Genomic DNA, 14,980 nt, shown 5'->3' with positions numbered 1-14,980 from the left:
CAGAACCCGCCAAGGGCGGCCTGCGCAGTTTAACGTTCCTGGCGGCTGGATGGTGGATCTGGCGCTTGGGGCGCGGAGCGCGCTCGGGCCCGCCCCGGCCCGAGCGCCCGTGCTGGTTCAGTTCTGGACGCTTTGCACCGAGCCGCCATCGACCCGCAGGTTGCTGCCATTGATGAACGAAGCCCGCTCCGAAACCAGCAGCGCGATCGCGGCCGCGACCTCTTCAGGCTTGCCTCGACGCTTCTGCACGATGCCGGGCCGTTCCTCTTCCAGGAAGCTTTCGATGGCCTCCTCGAAGCTCACGCCTTTCTCTTCGGCGCGCTGTTTCATCATGCCATCGGTCATGTTGGTTTCGATGAAGGCCGGCGACACCGTGTTGCACAGCACCCCATGCGCCGCCTCTTTGTAGGACAGGTTCTTGATGAACGCGGCCAGTGCAGCCTTGGCGACGTTGTACACCGCCTCCTCCCAGTAAGGCTGCACGGCGTTCTCGGAGGTGATGCACACCAACCGTCCCCAGCCTCGCTTGCGCATCGCCGGAAGGGTGGCCCGCGCCACCCGCACGGCGGTGAAGAAGTCGGTATCCCAGGCTTCCTGGTAATCCTCGTCCTTCATTTCCAGCGGGTCACCCTTGGCGCCTGTTACCCCCGTGGTATGCACCACGATGTCCACCTGGCCAAAACGCTCTTCGGCTTGCCGGACCAAGTTGTTCACCTCGTCCTGGCGGGTCATGTCCGCCGCGATGAGCAATGGGTCACCACCCAACGCCTTGACGGCATCTTCGAGCTTACCTCGGTCGATATCCGTCAACACCAGCTTCACACCTTCCTCGGCCAGTAGGCGAGCGGTGGCCAGGCCAATACCGCCAGCTGCGCCGCTGATCAGGGCCACACGGTTTTTCAAACCTAAATCCATCAACGATCTCCCAGGGAAAGTTCAGCAGCGATAGGTCTTGCGAAATCAAGCATCGGCTCGGCCAATGCCTGAGGGGTCTGGTAAGGCATCAGGTGCCCCGCACCAGGCAGGGTAAGCACAGTGCTGTTAGGGAAGTGCGACAAGGTCGTCCGTTGCTGCTCTTGGGCGTCGGGCACCTGCTGGTCATCGGCGCCGCAGATCAGCAGGGCCGGATAGGGCAGCAGGCCGATGCGATCGCTCCAGTCCTCGCGGCTGCCGTGATCGACCCAGGCACGCCAGGCGTCGAGGTTGACGGCCTGGGCGTCGGCGATGGCGACTTCGCGCAGGGCATCGGGCAGCCTGTGGTAGCTCGAGTCGTCGACGAAGGCTTCGGCTTGCTCCCGGCTGGCGGTGTAGGCCCGTTGCTGGTCGCGGTCTTCATCGCTCATCGGCTGGGGGCCAGGGGGTGATGGGGCGACCAGGATCAGGCCCTGAAGGTAGTCCGGGCGGCGAGCGGCCAGCACGACCGCGACTTTTCCGGTCATCGAGTGGCCAACAAGGATGCAGTGCTTGAGCCCAAGCTCCCGGATGCTGGCATCGACCTGGTCGGCCATTTCGTCGACGGTATAGCCGGTGACGGCATTGGCATCGCCGTACCCGGGTGTGTTCAGGGCGACGCAAGCATGCGCTCGGTCCAGGTAAGGGAGGGTGGCGGACCATGTTCGGTGCGAGCCGCCCAGAAAATGCATCAACACGAAGGTAACGGGACCGCGGCCTTGCTGGCTGTATGGGAGCATCGAGCACCTGAAGTCGTTCGCTTTATAGATGGAAAGCGAAGCGGGTGGGGAAGTTCATTCAGGCGCTGCGGGCACTGGGCAGCATTGTTTCTGCGGGGTGGGCATCCAGGTTTCCTTTCAGCCACCCCCAGGACGGTACTGCAGGGCCTCGGCCAGATGCGCCCGGCCAATCGCCGTGCATCCCTCAAGGTCTGCCAGTGTCCTGGCGACCTTGAGCAATCGGTGTGCTGCTCGCAGCGACAGCGTCAGCCGTTCACAGGCGCCTTCCAGCCAAGCCTGATCAGGTGCTGCCAAGCTACAGTGCTGGCGCAGCCCGTCCAGGTCGAGGAATGCATTGGCGCACCCTTGCCGACGCTGTTGCACGTCCCGGGCGTGCGCGACCTGGAGGGCGACGTCGGCACTGCTTTGCCCGCAGGGCCGATTGTTGAGTGTGGTGCTCTCGCGCGCCACGGTCAGGTGCAAGTCGATCCGGTCCAGCAGCGGGCCTGACAGTTTATTGCGATAACGGGAGATTTGTTCGGTGCTGCAACGGCATCGCCCTGTGGGGTCGCCCAAGTAGCCGCAGGGGCAGGGGTTCATGGCGGCGACTAACTGAAAGCGGGCAGGGAAGCGCACTTTATCCCGCGCCCTGGCGATCACGATCTCGCCAGATTCCAAGGGTTCACGCAGCACTTCAAGTACCCGGCGCTCGAATTCGGGCAACTCGTCCAGAAACAGCACCCCGTGGTGGGCCAAGGTGATTTCCCCGGGCTGCGGCCGGCTTCCGCCACCCACCAGCGCAGGCCCGGAGGCGGAATGGTGAGGATGGCGAAACGGTCGCTGTGGCCAGCTGCTCAGCGGGGTGTGGCCGCTGACCGACTGGATGGCGGCGACTTCCAGGGCTTCATGCTCATCCAGCGGTGGCAGCAGGCCCGGCAGGCGGCTGGCCAACAAGGTTTTGCCAGTGCCCGGCGGCCCGGTGAAGAGCAGGTTGTGCGCCCCGGCAGCGGCCAGTAGCAGCGCGCGTTTGGCGGCCAGTTGCCCCTGCACCTCGCTCAGGTCGGGATAGGGGCGAGGGTCCAGGAGCAAGCCATTGGCGGCATAGGCAGGTAGCGGTACCTGCCCGTTCAGATGGGCCACCAGCTCCAATAGATGGCCGACGGCATACACCACCAAACCGCTGGCAAGGCTGGCTTCCTCGGCATTTTCACGGGGTACTACCAGCGCTCGGCCAGCCTCGCGTGCGGCGAGTGCTGCGGGCAAGACGCCCTGCACCGGCCGCAACGTGCCCGACAGCGCCAGCTCGCCCAGGCATTCGAGCTCGGTCAGGGCACCAACGGGCACCTGGGCGTCGGCCGCCAGGATGCCCAAGGCGATGGCCAGGTCATAGCGGCCACCGTCCTTGGGCAGGTCGGCGGGTGCGAGGTTTTGCGTGATGCGCCGCGCAGGGTAATTCAAGCCACTGTTGACGATGGCACTGCGCACGCGGTCCTTGCTTTCCTTGACCGTGGTTTCGGGCAAACCGACTAATGTGAGATGAGGCAAGCCATTGGCCAAATGGGTTTCGACGCTGACGGCCGGGGCCTGTACGCCTACCTGGGCGCGGCTGTGGACAAGGGCTAAAGACATGGGCGCTCCATTCGCTGCCAAGACCGCTTCCTGCGGATGGACCAAGCATAGCGAGCCAGGATGGCGGTGGGGGTACCAGTGTGCTTCTGATCATTTCCGCCTAAGTAGCGCCTGGAAATGGATCCAATAGCTTTGCGCAGCGACCTTCTTTGGCTTAGTGTTGTTCAAGCAAACCACCGATGCCATGGGATGGCACCGCTTCGACCTTGAAATGGACTTGAGGTATTGCGCTGTGCAAACGCTCACCCACACCCGTGAGGTTATTCGCGAACTGGTTCAGACCAATGCGTTCGTCGAGCTCAACCGCTATTTCGATTCCCTGGAGGCCCGCTGGCACCAAGCCCCTCCGGGCGAGTTCCCGGCTTACCTCTCAGCTGTCGAGCGCCATCTGCTGATCGACCCGGACCAGGGGGACAGGGCGCTGAGCCAGGTCCTTCGGGCCTGGATCGATGCCTGCCCCAGAGCCTATCACCCGCAGGTCGTCATGGGCTTCTATTGCCTCAACCGTGCCTGCCAGGTGGACCAGGGCGGCGCCCGCACACCGGCACGCTGGCTGGCGATAGAGCAAATGTGCGAAACCGCCACTGCCCATTTACTCAAAGCCCTGGCCCGTTCGGAGCGACCGGTTGCGGCCTCCATAGGCTTGCAGTTGCTCAGTGCCAGGTTCCGCGAGCCGGGCTGGCTGATGGAGCTGTTCAATGAACAGCCTGCCCGCTTCAGGCCCAGTGCACGTGCGGATGTAGAGGTGCAGGAGGCTGCGGCGCCGTATTTGGTCAGGCATGGGGTGATGCCCTTGGCCGAGCTGCCTCGGATGTTGCCCGATGGGCTCGCGCCGCGCACCGAGCGCCAGGAACCGCAGGCCTATTGGCTGAGCCAGGCATTGGCCGCACGGCCGGGCTGCTTCGAGGCCATCAAGGCCCATGCGTTGTATCTGTTGCAGGACCGGCGTGGGCAAGTCGAGTCCGTCGAGCGGTTGGTCAACACGCCGCCCTGCCGGGGCTGGAGCGAGCCGTTGCGCAATGCACTGCGATGGATGGCCGTCGAGGCACGCTTGAAACTTCCGAGTGCCGAGCGCCCAAGCGCCGTGGCCAAGTACCAGCAGTTGTTCGAAGACTGGGCTGTGCGACCACTGCGGCCCAGGGATACTGCCGTGATGCTGGCATGGCGCGGTGCCTTGCAGGCGAGCGTTTTGCGCGATCACGACAAGGCACTGGCCGATTTTACCCAGAGCCTTGCATGCCCTGCCGACCTGGGCGGCATCCAGGCGCTGGGGCCGCCGCTTCGGCATTTGGTCATCACGGCTTTGACGAGCACGCCCGCGCGCGAACAGGCATTGCTCAATACCGCGATCCTTCGCCTGAGCGATGGCCGCTCTCACGCCGCTGCCTGTGCGCTGCGGGCCGCGGGTCATCACTTTGGCTTGTGGGGCCTGGCGCGCAGCGGCGATCAAGCCAAGCGCTGGCTGGCGATTGCGATCAAGCGCCAGCGGGCGGGCCAGGCGCCGGGCCTGAAAATCCTGGAACTGTCCCGCTTGCTCTGGTCCTACGGTCGGCATGAGGTCGCCTACTTTTTGCTTCAGGGCGGCGCCGAGCAAGCCCTGTCAGGTGCGGCGTTGAGCCTGTTCGAACTGCACCAGGGTGAGTGGAACGATACCCCTGGGCGATATCTGGACCGTGAAGTGGCTGAGCAATGGTTGCTGCGCGCCGTTCAGACGGGCAGTCGCCAAGCCAAATACCGGTTGGCCTGCCTGCAGATGCAAGGGGGGACGAACTTTGGTGATCGAGACAAGGTGCTTGAGGTCAGGTGCCTGTTGATAGACGCCCTGGGCAATGCTCAGACCAATGCCTGCGCACGGTTGCACCTGGGCATATTGCTGCGCCAGTTTGGCCAGCCGCGTGAGCGAGCCGAGGCGGTCGCCTACTTGCTCAGCCTGGTGGAACACCCGGACAGCGCTATTGCGGCGCGTGCCAGTGCCGAGCTGGGGCTTGCCTGGATGCAGGGGCAAGGTACACGCAGGCAAAGCCGCTACGCAGCCATCGAGTGGGTGACCCACGCGGCGAGTCTGCGACCTGGCGACACTGCCATCGAAGACATTCACGCCGAAGTCCTCAATTCGCATAACAGGGTACGCACCCTGTTCACGCAATACGGTGCTGCATTGTTCCGGGGCACCCTACGCCCCAGCGAACTGCCGCCCAAACCTGGCCTGGATCGACCGGCCCGCAGGCTTGAAGCGCGCTGAAACCTGATAAGAGGCTGATTCACTCAGCCTAGGCGTCAGCGTTTAGCTTCCAGGCGCGCTTCGAGTTCGGCGACTTGTTTTTCCAGCGCCTCCAGGCGAGTCCGGGTGCGTGCCAGCACAACCATCTGACTATCGAATTCCTCGCGGCTGACCACGTCGAGCTTGCTCAAAGCGCCCTGCATCAGGGCCTTGAACTGGCTTTCCAGCTCGGCCCGAGGCTGGGTGTTGTCGCTGCTGAACAGGCGCGAGGCCTGGTCGCTCAGGGCATCGAGAAGGGCTTTGGGCGCGAGCATGAAGGTGTCCACCGGTGTCGGGAAATGGCGGCCAGTGTACCACGCACCCCGATGCCTCCAATGACAAGGCGGCGTTGCACATTTTTCGCGCAATGGCAGAGTCGGCCTCGCACCGTATGAGTGCACAGGCTGGGTAGTGGCGATGGGCCAAAGCCGTGCAATGTGACCAAAGGTCTGATTTTGCTGGCTTTCACAAACCTGGCAAGGTTTCTGCAAAGTGCTAAGCGAGCCATGCACTGATGCAGTTCCTTGTGACCAGGCAGTGCGCATGCCGACGACGCGTTACAAAAGGCAACCGCTGCGCTTAGACTTGAGACGGGTTTGTTTTCCTGGGGCAAGTCCACCAAATCGGGAGAGAGTTTCATGAAGCTAGTCACAGCCATCATCAAGCCGTTCAAGCTGGACGACGTGCGCGAGTCACTGTCGGAAATCGGCGTGCAGGGCATCACCGTCACCGAAGTCAAAGGCTTCGGGCGTCAAAAGGGTCACACCGAACTGTATCGCGGTGCCGAATACGTGGTCGATTTCCTGCCCAAGGTGAAGATCGATGTTGCCATCGATGACAAAGACCTGGATCGGGTAATCGAGGCCATCACCAAGGCTGCCAACACCGGCAAGATCGGTGACGGCAAGATCTTCGTGGTGAATCTGGAGCAGGCGATCCGCATCCGTACCGGCGAGACCGATACCGACGCGATCTAAGCAGCAACACAAGCCTCACCAAACCCAACGCCCCAGGAGAAAACAATATGACTCTGCGTAAGATCGCAGGGCTAGGAGCCCTATTGTCCTTCGTCATGCCAGGGCTTGCCCTTGCAGAGGAGGCCGCGCCAGCACTCAACTCCGGCGACACCGCCTGGATGCTCACCGCCACGGCGCTCGTGCTGTTCATGACCATCCCAGGCCTGGCGCTGTTCTATGGCGGCATGGTGCGCTCGAAAAACGTGTTGTCGGTGATGATGCAGTGCTTCGCCATCACTGGCTTGATGAGCATTCTCTGGGTCGTCTACGGGTACAGCATGGCCTTCGATACCACCGGTATGGAGAAGGGCGTTCTCAACTTCAATTCCTTCGTCGGCGGCTTCTCCAAGGCATTTCTCAGCGGCGTGACGCCTGACAGCCTGACCTCGGCCACGGCGCTGTTCCCCGAAGCGGTGTTCATCACCTTCCAGATGACGTTCGCCATCATCACACCGGCCTTGATCGTGGGCGCCTTCGCCGAGCGCATGAAGTTTTCGGCCATGCTGGTGTTCATGGGCATCTGGTTCACCCTCGTGTATGCGCCGATCGCCCATATGGTGTGGAGCGGTGACGGTGCCCTGATGTGGGACTGGGGCGTGCTGGACTTCGCGGGTGGCACCGTCGTGCACATCAATGCCGGTATCGCAGGCCTGGTCTGCTGCCTGGTGCTGGGCAAGCGCAAAGGCTACCCGACCACACCCATGGCACCGCACAACCTGGGCTACACGCTGATGGGCGCGGCCATGCTGTGGATCGGCTGGTTCGGTTTCAACGCGGGTTCGGCGGCTGCGGCCAACGGCACTGCAGGCATGGCCATGCTGGTCACCCAGATCGCCACGGCTGCTGCGGCGTTGGGCTGGATGTTTGCCGAATGGATCGGTCACGGTAAGCCCAGTGCGCTGGGTATCGCATCGGGCGTGGTCGCGGGCCTGGTCGCCATTACGCCGGCAGCGGGCACGGTGGGGCCGATGGGCGCCCTGGTCATCGGCCTCGCATCGGGCGTGATCTGCTACTTCTGCGCCACCAGCCTCAAGCGCAAGCTCGGCTACGACGACTCCTTGGACGCATTTGGCGTACACGGCATCGGCGGTATTGTCGGCGCCATTCTGACCGGTGTGTTCGCAGCCCCGGCGCTGGGCGGCTTCGGCGCGGTCACCGATATCGGCATGCAGGTCTGGGTGCAGGCCAAGGGCGTGATTTTCACCGTGGCCTACACCGCCATCGTCACCTACATCATCCTCAAGGTCCTGGACTTGGTGATGGGGCTTCGGGTCAACGAAGAAGAAGAAGCCGTTGGTCTGGATCTGGCGCAGCACAACGAACGCGGCTACAACCTGTAACAACGAAGCTGCAGAAATGTGCCCGGCTTGCCGGGCATTTTTTCGTCTTGTGGTTGGGGTCGGCCTGGGCAGGCGTCCGGGGCATGGGCTGGCATGTGGCTCACCTGCTGCCTTTTTTTGATCACTTGCCCAGTATTTTCAGGCGCGCAAACGGTTTATCCCGCCTGTTTGTGACACGGGTACAAAACTTACAAAAGTTGGGGCATTCATGGCGCTTTGCTTTTTCTGCGAGCGCGCTAGAATGCGCGCCGAAGGGTGTTGGATCATGCATTCATCACCCCTGCCAGCCTTTGCCAGGCTTGCTAAAAAAGCGCGTGGCCCAGCAGGGGTCACAGGTTTTGTGCGGCACTGCCACGTGCAGGCCCACCAGGGTACAGCCGTCCGTCAGATGTGTTGGCCCAAAGGCCGAGGTCGAACCCACGGCCAGTGGAATTTTCGCCAGGCGCTGCCGGTCTACGGCTGCACTGGTCTCTAACTAACCTGCTTTTGCACGTCATGAGGTAGAACATGAGCGACGACGATCTGGAAAATGATGACCTCGAGGTCGGTGATGAAGACGAGGCTGATGACGGCCTGGAAGCGGCTGCCGATGATGTTGCAGAAGACGCTGGCGACGACGACAGCAGTCCTGCACCCGCTGCCAAGGGCAAATCCAAGGCGGCTGTCTCGGTAGACGAGATGCCCAGCCTGGAAGCCAAGCAAAAGGAGCGCGATGCCCTGGCCAAGGCCATGGAAGAGTTCCTGTCGCGTGGTGGCAAGGTTCAGGAAGTCGAGGCCAATGTGGTCGCCGACCCACCCAAGAAGCCGGACAACAAATACGGCAGTCGCCCTATCTAAGCGATGCCCTCGAAAAACCCGCCGTCGCTGCGGGTTTTTTTATGCTTGGTTTGCGCGGCGAGGTGCTGTCGGCGAGGTCATTGCCAGCGAGCAAGCACCTCGTGCAGGTGCGACAGGCGCTGAATTTCGGCATCGGGCGCTTGTTCACCGACCCATGCCTTGGCCTGGGGGTTGAACCAGACAGCGCGCAGCCCGGCGCGCTGAGCACCGGCAATGTCATCGCGAGGATGATCGCCGACGTGCACCGCTTCGCTGGCAGGCACGCCGCTGCGCCGCAGGGCCTCTTCAAACGGGGCAGGGTCGGGCTTGCCGATACCCAGGTCCTCCGCGCACAAGGCGAAGCGGAAATAGTCGGCCAGCCCCAGCCGGCTGACATCGGCATTGCCATTGGTGATGACGCCCAGGGCGTAATGCTGGCTCAGCAATTCCAGCATCGGCTGGACTTCCGGGAAAATCTCGACCTTGTGCCTGGCCTGCAAGAACACCTCGAACCCCTGTTCGGCCAATTGTTGCGCCTGCGTCTGGCCGTAGCCTACATCTTCGAGGGCGCGGGTCAGCACGCGGCGGCGCAAGGCGCTGATACGGTGCTTGAGCTCGGGTTCTGCCAGGACGATCCGTTCACGGATGGCGAACAGATGTTCGACAGGCACGTCGCCCAGCAACGGGGCATTAGCTTGAAGCCAGTCGCGCAGCACAACCTCGGCACTGGCAATGACCGGCGCTGTGTCCCACAGAGTATCGTCGAGGTCGAAGGTGATCAGCTTGATGTTCATCAGTCGGTGCCTTTGCTGCGTTTGGCCCTGGGATGGGCGCTGTCGTACACCGTTGCCAGGTGCTGGAAATCCAGGTGCGTATAGATTTGCGTCGTGCCGATGTCGGCGTGTCCGAGCATTTCCTGTACAGCGCGCAAGTCCTGGGACGATTCCAGCACGTGGCTGGCGAAGGAATGGCGAAGCATGTGCGGATGCAAATGCTGGCCCAGCTCGCGTTCTCCGGCCACCCTGACCCGCTGTTGCACGGCGCGTGGGCTGATGCGATTGCCTTGCCGAGTGATGAATACGGCGCGATCCCTGGGGTTGCCGGCGCCACGCACGCGGTACCACGCCTGCAGCGCCTCCCGCGCCTTGCGCCCTACCGGCAGCACGCGGGCTTTGCCGCCTTTGCCCAGCACCTGTACCAGGCCACCGGCCAGGTCGACATGGTCGAGATCAAGGTTGGTCAGCTCCGAAAGGCGCAGGCCTGAGGAGTAGAACAATTCGAGGATGGCTTGATCGCGCAGGGCAATGAAATCATCGTCCACGCCGCCATCGAGCAGTTGCAAGGCACGGTCGGTGTCGAGCACCTTGGGCAATCGACGCTCCCCCTTGGGGGCGCTCAGGCCATTGGCAGGATCGTGCTGGCAGATCTTTTCGCGGTTGAGGTAACGGTACAGCCCTCGCACCGCCGATAGCAGCCTGGACAGACTGCGCGAAGACTGGCCCTGGTGATGCTGGCGCGCGATCAACTGGCGCAGGTGCTGAATCTGCAAGGCTTGCCAGCCCCCGATAGCCTGCTCGCTGCAGTAGGCCATGACCTTCTCCAGGTCCCGACGGTAGCCCACAAGCGTGTGCTCGGAAACCTGGCGCTCATTGCGCAGGTGTGCGCAGTAAGCCTCCAGCTGGCGCTCCATCAGCGCACCGGGCGCAGGCTTTGGCTGACGCGGGGGACCACACGGCCCAGCACCTCGGCGATATAGCTCAGGAACAGCGTGCCGACACTGCTCTTGTAATGCTGCGGGTCGCGGCTACCAATGGCCAGCACACCATGCAGCCCCTGGTGCTCCAGGGTCGCCACTGCGCTGGAGCCTACGTCGCGGCGTTGCTCCTCACCGAACAAAAACGCCAGCTCATGATCACGCAGGCTGCCGCTGACGGTCTTGCCGCTACCGAGCAGCGGGCCGATCGCTTGCTGGGCTTCGGCGTTGCTGACCCAGCGCCCCACGGGCGCCACGTTGTCGCCAAACAGGATCAGGCTGACGAAAGGCACCTGGAACTCCTGACGCAGGCTGTCCTCGACGACCATCACCACGTCTTCCAACGTGGTGGCGTCGAGCAAGTCCAGGATCAGGCGTCTGGTCTTGTCGAACAACCGATCGTTGTCACGGGCCACGTCCATCAACTGCGAAAGGCGGTGGCGCATCTCGATGTTGCGGTCGCGCAGCAACTTGAGCTGGCGCTCGACCAGGGAAACACTGTCACCGCGCTGATGTGGAATGTGCTGCTCGACCAGCAGCTCATCATGCTCGGTGAAGAAGGTCGGATGAGCACGCAGGTAAGCGACCACCGCTTCGGCATTGAGCTCAGCGGCCTGCTGGGGTATATCCTTGGGGTGATCGGTCATGACGGTTACTCGCTTAAAATCGAACCTGTCCTTCGTAGACGCGTACGGCTGGGCCGGTCATCACCACCGGCTTGCCTGGCCCGGCCCACTCGATATGCAAGCGCCCGCCCGGCAGGTCAAGGGAGACGGGCGAGTCCATCCAGCCCTGGCTGATGGCAGCCACGGCAGCTGCACAGGCCCCGGTACCACACGCCTGGGTTTCCCCAGCACCGCGCTCCCACACGCGCAAGTTGGCGCGGTGGCGGTCAATGACCTGCAGGAAGCCGGCATTGACGCGCTGGGGGAAGCGCGGGTGGTTTTCGATCTTCGGCCCCAGCTGATGCACAGGGGCACTGACCACGTCGTCCACGCGCAGTACGGCGTGAGGGTTGCCCATGGACACCGCTGCAATCGAATGCACCTGACCGTCCACCTCCAGCGGGTAGCTCACCGACTGCGCGTCGGCGACGAACGGGATGTCGGCAGGGACGAAGCGTGGCGGGCCCATGTCGACACTGACCTGGCCGTCGTTCTGCACGTCCAGCACGATGATGCCGCCCTTGGTTTCCACACGTATGCGCTTCTTGGCGGTCAGGCGCTTGTCGAGCACGAACCGCGCAAAGCAGCGTGCACCATTGCCACACTGTTCAACTTCGGAGCCGTCGGCATTGAAGATACGGTAGCGGAAATCGACTTCCGGGTTGTTTGGCGCCTCGACGATCAGCAACTGGTCAAAGCCGATGCCCGTGTGGCGATCGCCCCACTGCTTGGCGTGCTTGGGCTGGATGTGGGCATGCTGGCTTACCAGGTCCAGGACCATGAAGTCGTTGCCCAGCCCATGCATCTTGGTAAAACGCAGCAGCATGGGCTTACTCCGGCAGCAGGCTTTCGCCAGCGTACAATTCGGCGATGGTTTCGCGGCGGCGTACTTCGAAAGCCTGGTCGCCGTCGACCAGTATTTCCGCGCAACGGCCACGGGTGTTGTAGTTGGAGCTCATCACGAAACCATAGGCGCCTGCTGACTGAACGGCCAGCAGGTCACCTTCGGCAAGGTTCAGGACTCGGTCCTTGCCCAGGAAATCGCCGGTTTCGCAGATCGGACCGACCAGGTCATACGGACGACCTTCGCCCTCACGCGGCTTGACTGCACAGATGCCCATCCAGGCCTGGTACAGGGCTGGGCGAATCAAGTCGTTCATGGCCGCATCGATGATGGCGAAGTCCTTGTGTTCGGTGTGCTTGAGGTACTCCACACGGGTCAGCAGCACGCCAGCGTTGGCCACGATATAGCGCCCCGGCTCGAACACCAGTGCCAGGTCTCGATCGCCCAGGCGCGTGCGAATGGCCTGGATGTAATCGGCTACCAGCGGTGGTTCTTCGTCGCGGTAGCGCACGCCGACCCCGCCGCCCAGGTCCAGGTGGCGCAGGTGGATACCGCATTCTGCCAGGCGGTCGACCAGTACCAGCAAGCGGTCCAGCGCATCGAGGAAGGGCTCCACGGTGGTCAGCTGCGAACCGATATGGCAATCGACCCCGACTACGTCCAGGTTGGGCAACTGAGCGGCCCGCACGTAGATGGCCTCTGCATCGGCGATGGCGATGCCGAACTTGTTTTCCTTGAGCCCGGTGGAAATGTACGGGTGGGTACCTGCATCCACGTCCGGGTTGACCCGCAGCGAGACGGGCGCGACCTTGCCCATTTCGGCGGCCACCTGCTGCAAGCGCTCCAGCTCGTCGGTGGACTCGACGTTGAAGCAATGCACGCCCACTTCAAGCGCACGACGCATGTCTTCGCGGGTTTTGCCCACGCCGGAAAACACCACGCGGTCGGCGCGCCCGCCAGCAGCCAACACGCGCTCGAGTTCGCCACCTGAAACGATGTCGAAGCCTGCACCCATGCGCGCCAGTACATTGAGCACGCCCAGGTTCGAGTTGGCTTTGACGGCGAAGCAGACCAGGTGTTCACACCCTTGCAAGGCATCGGTGTAGCTGCGGTACTGGGCCTCGATGTGGGCGCGCGAATACACGTAGGTGGGGGTACCGTGCCGCTCGGCGATCGCCGACAGGGACACCCCTTCCGCGAACAGTTCACCGTCGCGGTAATTGAAGACGTTCATCCGATTCCCTTATTGCTCAGGCGACTGCTCAGGCTCGGACTGCAGCGTGTCTTGCTGCTCCTCGGTCTGTGCTGACTTGGCTTTGGTCTGGTGCTGGTGCGCCGAGTGGGCGTCTTTGCGGTCCTTGCCGTCATCGGGCAGGTACAGCGGGCCTTTCTGGCCGCATGCAGAAACGAGGCAGGCAACAGCGACCAGCGCCGCGAGGGAGGAAATCAGGCGCTTCATGGATGAAATCCTTAGAAAAATGCAGTATTGAGCCCGAGTATACCGAGCGACCGGCGGCTTGCCTATGCAAGTACCGGCCCGCCGGGCAGGCTATCCTTGGTGCCGACCTGCACCTGTTTGCCGTCAGGGCTGCATTGCGAGCGAAGTGGCCTGCAAGGACCCTGGCTAAACCTTTGCATTCATCGGCCAGCGCCCGTATCGTGCCCGGCTTGCCTGTCACGCCGCCAATTTCGAGGTTCCTGCAATGAGTTTGAGTGAAGCGCGTTTCCATGATCTGGTCGACGCTACCCAGCAGGCGCTGGAAGACCTGTTCGACGAAAGCGGGCTGGACCTGGACATGGAGAACTCCGCTGGGGTGCTTACCGTCAAGTTCGAAGGTGGAGCCCAGCTGATCTTCAGCCGCCAGGAGCCTTTGCGCCAGCTGTGGCTGGCCGATCGGTCAGGCGGCTTCCACTTTGACTATGACGAAGAGAGCGGCAAGTGGGTGTGCGAGAAGAGCGAAGAGCTGCTAGGTGAAATGCTTGAGCGCATCGTGTGGGAGCGAGCCGGCGAAAAGCTGGATTTCGACGACATCTGACATGAGCAATGCACCCGTTCGGCCCCCCAAGCCGCTTTACAGCAACGTCAGCCCAGCGGTGCCATCGCCGTGCATCAGCATCTGCCGCCTTGACGAGCAGCGCGTGTGCACCGGCTGTCATCGGCATGTGGAACATATCCGCGAATGGCGCTCTGCCGATGACGAGCGCCGTCGGCAGATCTGCCGCGAGGCCACTGCGCTTCGCGACCGTAAGGCACACTGATAGCAAGGGCTTGAGTATTTGCCCCGCTGTGGTAGTGTCGGGGCTTGCGTCGATGACGCCAAAGCATTCGAAAACCCCGCCTTTGGGCGTAATGCTGGTCACTTAGGGCTGCTGCGCAGCCCATCGCGGCACGAGGCCGCTCCTACAAAAGTCCCGTGAACCTGTCACGCGCACACTGTAGGAGCGGCCTTGTGCCGCGATGGGCTGCACAGCAGCCCCAACAATCTCAAGTGAACAGCACTACGCGCTCAGGGCGGGGTTTCGCTTTATCTGTGCATCGAAAAACTGCCTGTTCAAAGGAGTCTGACTGGATCATGAGCACCAAGCCTTCCCTTATCCTCACCCGTTTGGATGTACAACGTCTGGAGCGTCTGCTCGATAGCCTCGACGAAAGTACCCCTGGCGTGCTCGCGCTCAGCGGCGAGCTCGACCGTGCCGAGCAGGTGGTAGGTCATGATGAGGTACCGGCAGGTGTGGTGACCATGAATTCGCGCGTGCATTGCCGCGAGCAAGCCAGTGGCAAGGACTACCACCTGACCTTGGTCTACCCCAAGGATGCCGGGCCAGACGGCAAGGTCTCGGTCCTGGCGCCCATCGGCTGTGCCTTGCTCGGGTTGTCGGTGGGTGAGCAGATCGACTGGCCGGCGCCAGGGGGCAAGACCCTCAAGCTGGAGTTGCTGGAAGTCGAGTACCAGCCGGAAGCGGCGGGCGATTTCGACCTTTAGTGC

Annotated in this window: 17 protein-coding genes; 7 read left to right on the top strand and 10 right to left on the bottom strand. The window is 62.6% G+C overall.

Annotated features, from left to right (window positions below):
• Window positions 1-117 precede the first annotated feature (117 nt).
• The 3 genes from B2J77_RS20650 to B2J77_RS20640 form a co-directional block, all read right to left on the bottom strand.
• Window positions 118-915 carry an SDR family NAD(P)-dependent oxidoreductase gene (locus B2J77_RS20650; RefSeq protein ID WP_058638857.1) on the bottom strand — a complete coding sequence of 266 codons (798 nt, stop codon included), beginning with the start codon at window positions 913-915 and terminating at the stop codon, window positions 118-120.
• Window positions 915-1,691 (bottom strand): alpha/beta fold hydrolase, encoded by a 777-nt coding sequence (locus B2J77_RS20645; RefSeq protein ID WP_058638858.1) that lies wholly within the window; start codon window positions 1,689-1,691, stop codon window positions 915-917. Before B2J77_RS20645 ends, B2J77_RS20650 begins: the two co-directional genes overlap by 1 nt.
• 117 nt (window positions 1,692-1,808) lie before the next feature.
• A complete protein-coding gene (locus tag B2J77_RS20640) occupies window positions 1,809-3,299 on the bottom strand; it encodes a YifB family Mg chelatase-like AAA ATPase (protein WP_058638859.1) in 1,491 nt (496 codons plus the stop codon).
• Between the two features lie 232 nt (window positions 3,300-3,531).
• Between B2J77_RS20640 and B2J77_RS20635 the strand changes: the two genes are divergently transcribed.
• On the top strand, window positions 3,532-5,541 hold the full coding sequence (locus B2J77_RS20635; protein ID WP_078479464.1) for a DUF4034 domain-containing protein: 2,010 nt from the start codon (window positions 3,532-3,534) through the stop codon (window positions 5,539-5,541).
• Between the two features lie 35 nt (window positions 5,542-5,576).
• On the opposite strand, the gene B2J77_RS20630 is transcribed toward B2J77_RS20635, so the two are convergent.
• Window positions 5,577-5,834, bottom strand: a complete 258-nt coding sequence (locus tag B2J77_RS20630) for an accessory factor UbiK family protein (RefSeq protein ID WP_058602805.1) — start codon at window positions 5,832-5,834, stop codon at window positions 5,577-5,579.
• Window positions 5,835-6,197: 363 nt separating this feature from the next.
• On the opposite strand from B2J77_RS20630, the gene glnK reads away from it, so the two are divergent.
• The 3 genes from glnK to sutA all read left to right on the top strand — a co-directional run bounded on the left by glnK (window position 6,198) and on the right by sutA (window position 8,752).
• The gene (gene glnK / locus B2J77_RS20625; RefSeq protein ID WP_002555808.1) at window positions 6,198-6,536 is read left to right on the top strand and encodes a P-II family nitrogen regulator; all 339 of its coding nucleotides are present in this window, start codon (window positions 6,198-6,200) and stop codon (window positions 6,534-6,536) included.
• Window positions 6,537-6,583: 47 nt separating this feature from the next.
• The gene (locus B2J77_RS20620) at window positions 6,584-7,915 is read left to right on the top strand and encodes an ammonium transporter (RefSeq protein ID WP_058602806.1); all 1,332 of its coding nucleotides are present in this window, start codon (window positions 6,584-6,586) and stop codon (window positions 7,913-7,915) included.
• A 507-nt stretch (window positions 7,916-8,422) separates the two neighbouring features.
• On the top strand, window positions 8,423-8,752 hold the full coding sequence (gene sutA / locus B2J77_RS20615; RefSeq protein ID WP_023532471.1) for a transcriptional regulator SutA: 330 nt from the start codon (window positions 8,423-8,425) through the stop codon (window positions 8,750-8,752).
• A gap of 77 nt (window positions 8,753-8,829) precedes the next feature.
• On the opposite strand, the gene B2J77_RS20610 is transcribed toward sutA, so the two are convergent.
• From B2J77_RS20610 to lptM, 6 genes are read right to left on the bottom strand one after another with little or no spacing between them, the layout of a single operon-like run.
• Window positions 8,830-9,525, bottom strand: a complete 696-nt coding sequence (locus B2J77_RS20610; protein WP_058602807.1) for an HAD family hydrolase — start codon at window positions 9,523-9,525, stop codon at window positions 8,830-8,832.
• Window positions 9,525-10,421, bottom strand: coding sequence for a tyrosine recombinase XerC (gene xerC, locus B2J77_RS20605; protein WP_058602808.1), 897 nt, complete (start codon window positions 10,419-10,421; stop codon window positions 9,525-9,527). Before xerC ends, B2J77_RS20610 begins: the two co-directional genes overlap by 1 nt.
• Window positions 10,421-11,131, bottom strand: coding sequence for a DUF484 family protein (locus B2J77_RS20600; RefSeq protein WP_078479336.1), 711 nt, complete (start codon window positions 11,129-11,131; stop codon window positions 10,421-10,423). Before B2J77_RS20600 ends, xerC begins: the two co-directional genes overlap by 1 nt.
• Window positions 11,132-11,144: 13 nt before the next feature.
• Entirely contained in the window at window positions 11,145-11,975 is an 831-nt protein-coding gene (dapF, locus tag B2J77_RS20595) for a diaminopimelate epimerase (protein ID WP_078479335.1), read from the bottom strand.
• A gap of 4 nt (window positions 11,976-11,979) precedes the next feature.
• Window positions 11,980-13,227: a diaminopimelate decarboxylase gene (lysA, locus tag B2J77_RS20590; protein WP_058638863.1), complete on the bottom strand. Its 1,248-nt coding sequence runs from the start codon at window positions 13,225-13,227 to the stop codon at window positions 11,980-11,982.
• Between the two features lie 9 nt (window positions 13,228-13,236).
• The gene (lptM, locus tag B2J77_RS20585; RefSeq protein WP_058638864.1) at window positions 13,237-13,452 is read right to left on the bottom strand and encodes an LPS translocon maturation chaperone LptM; all 216 of its coding nucleotides are present in this window, start codon (window positions 13,450-13,452) and stop codon (window positions 13,237-13,239) included.
• A 244-nt stretch (window positions 13,453-13,696) separates the two neighbouring features.
• On the opposite strand from lptM, the gene cyaY reads away from it, so the two are divergent.
• The 3 genes from cyaY to rnk all read left to right on the top strand — a co-directional run bounded on the left by cyaY (window position 13,697) and on the right by rnk (window position 14,977).
• On the top strand, window positions 13,697-14,029 hold the full coding sequence (gene cyaY / locus B2J77_RS20575) for an iron donor protein CyaY (protein WP_023532439.1): 333 nt from the start codon (window positions 13,697-13,699) through the stop codon (window positions 14,027-14,029).
• Between the two features lies 1 nt (window position 14,030).
• Window positions 14,031-14,252: a DUF1289 domain-containing protein gene (locus B2J77_RS20570; RefSeq protein WP_058602813.1), complete on the top strand. Its 222-nt coding sequence runs from the start codon at window positions 14,031-14,033 to the stop codon at window positions 14,250-14,252.
• A gap of 314 nt (window positions 14,253-14,566) precedes the next feature.
• Complete coding sequence (gene rnk / locus B2J77_RS20565; RefSeq protein WP_058638197.1) at window positions 14,567-14,977, top strand: nucleoside diphosphate kinase regulator; 411 nt, start codon at window positions 14,567-14,569, stop codon at window positions 14,975-14,977.
• Window positions 14,978-14,980: the final 3 nt, after the last annotated feature.

Origin of the sequence: Pseudomonas parafulva (assembly GCF_002021815.1) — a bacterium.
GTDB classification, from domain to species: domain Bacteria; phylum Pseudomonadota; class Gammaproteobacteria; order Pseudomonadales; family Pseudomonadaceae; genus Aquipseudomonas; species Aquipseudomonas parafulva_B.
The sequence above is the reverse complement of the archived record's forward strand: the minus strand, read 5'-3'. Positions and strand labels throughout refer to the sequence as shown.

What these genes read in the sequence shown, in the direction of transcription:
- B2J77_RS20650 (WP_058638857.1), bottom strand. Translation starts at nt 915, where the DNA reads ATGGATTTAGGTTTGAAAAACCGTGTGGCCCTGATCAGCGGCGCAGCT.
- B2J77_RS20645 (WP_058638858.1), bottom strand. Translation starts at nt 1,691, where the DNA reads ATGCTCCCATACAGCCAGCAAGGCCGCGGTCCCGTTACCTTCGTGTTG.
- B2J77_RS20640 (WP_058638859.1), bottom strand. Translation starts at nt 3,299, where the DNA reads ATGTCTTTAGCCCTTGTCCACAGCCGCGCCCAGGTAGGCGTACAGGCC.
- B2J77_RS20630 (WP_058602805.1), bottom strand. Translation starts at nt 5,834, where the DNA reads ATGCTCGCGCCCAAAGCCCTTCTCGATGCCCTGAGCGACCAGGCCTCG.
- glnK (WP_002555808.1), top strand. Translation starts at nt 6,198, where the DNA reads ATGAAGCTAGTCACAGCCATCATCAAGCCGTTCAAGCTGGACGACGTG.
- B2J77_RS20620 (WP_058602806.1), top strand. Translation starts at nt 6,584, where the DNA reads ATGACTCTGCGTAAGATCGCAGGGCTAGGAGCCCTATTGTCCTTCGTC.
- sutA (WP_023532471.1), top strand. Translation starts at nt 8,423, where the DNA reads ATGAGCGACGACGATCTGGAAAATGATGACCTCGAGGTCGGTGATGAA.
- B2J77_RS20610 (WP_058602807.1), bottom strand. Translation starts at nt 9,525, where the DNA reads ATGAACATCAAGCTGATCACCTTCGACCTCGACGATACTCTGTGGGAC.
- xerC (WP_058602808.1), bottom strand. Translation starts at nt 10,421, where the DNA reads ATGGAGCGCCAGCTGGAGGCTTACTGCGCACACCTGCGCAATGAGCGC.
- B2J77_RS20600 (WP_078479336.1), bottom strand. Translation starts at nt 11,131, where the DNA reads ATGACCGATCACCCCAAGGATATACCCCAGCAGGCCGCTGAGCTCAAT.
- dapF (WP_078479335.1), bottom strand. Translation starts at nt 11,975, where the DNA reads ATGCTGCTGCGTTTTACCAAGATGCATGGGCTGGGCAACGACTTCATG.
- lysA (WP_058638863.1), bottom strand. Translation starts at nt 13,227, where the DNA reads ATGAACGTCTTCAATTACCGCGACGGTGAACTGTTCGCGGAAGGGGTG.
- lptM (WP_058638864.1), bottom strand. Translation starts at nt 13,452, where the DNA reads ATGAAGCGCCTGATTTCCTCCCTCGCGGCGCTGGTCGCTGTTGCCTGC.
- cyaY (WP_023532439.1), top strand. Translation starts at nt 13,697, where the DNA reads ATGAGTTTGAGTGAAGCGCGTTTCCATGATCTGGTCGACGCTACCCAG.
- B2J77_RS20570 (WP_058602813.1), top strand. Translation starts at nt 14,031, where the DNA reads ATGAGCAATGCACCCGTTCGGCCCCCCAAGCCGCTTTACAGCAACGTC.
- rnk (WP_058638197.1), top strand. Translation starts at nt 14,567, where the DNA reads ATGAGCACCAAGCCTTCCCTTATCCTCACCCGTTTGGATGTACAACGT.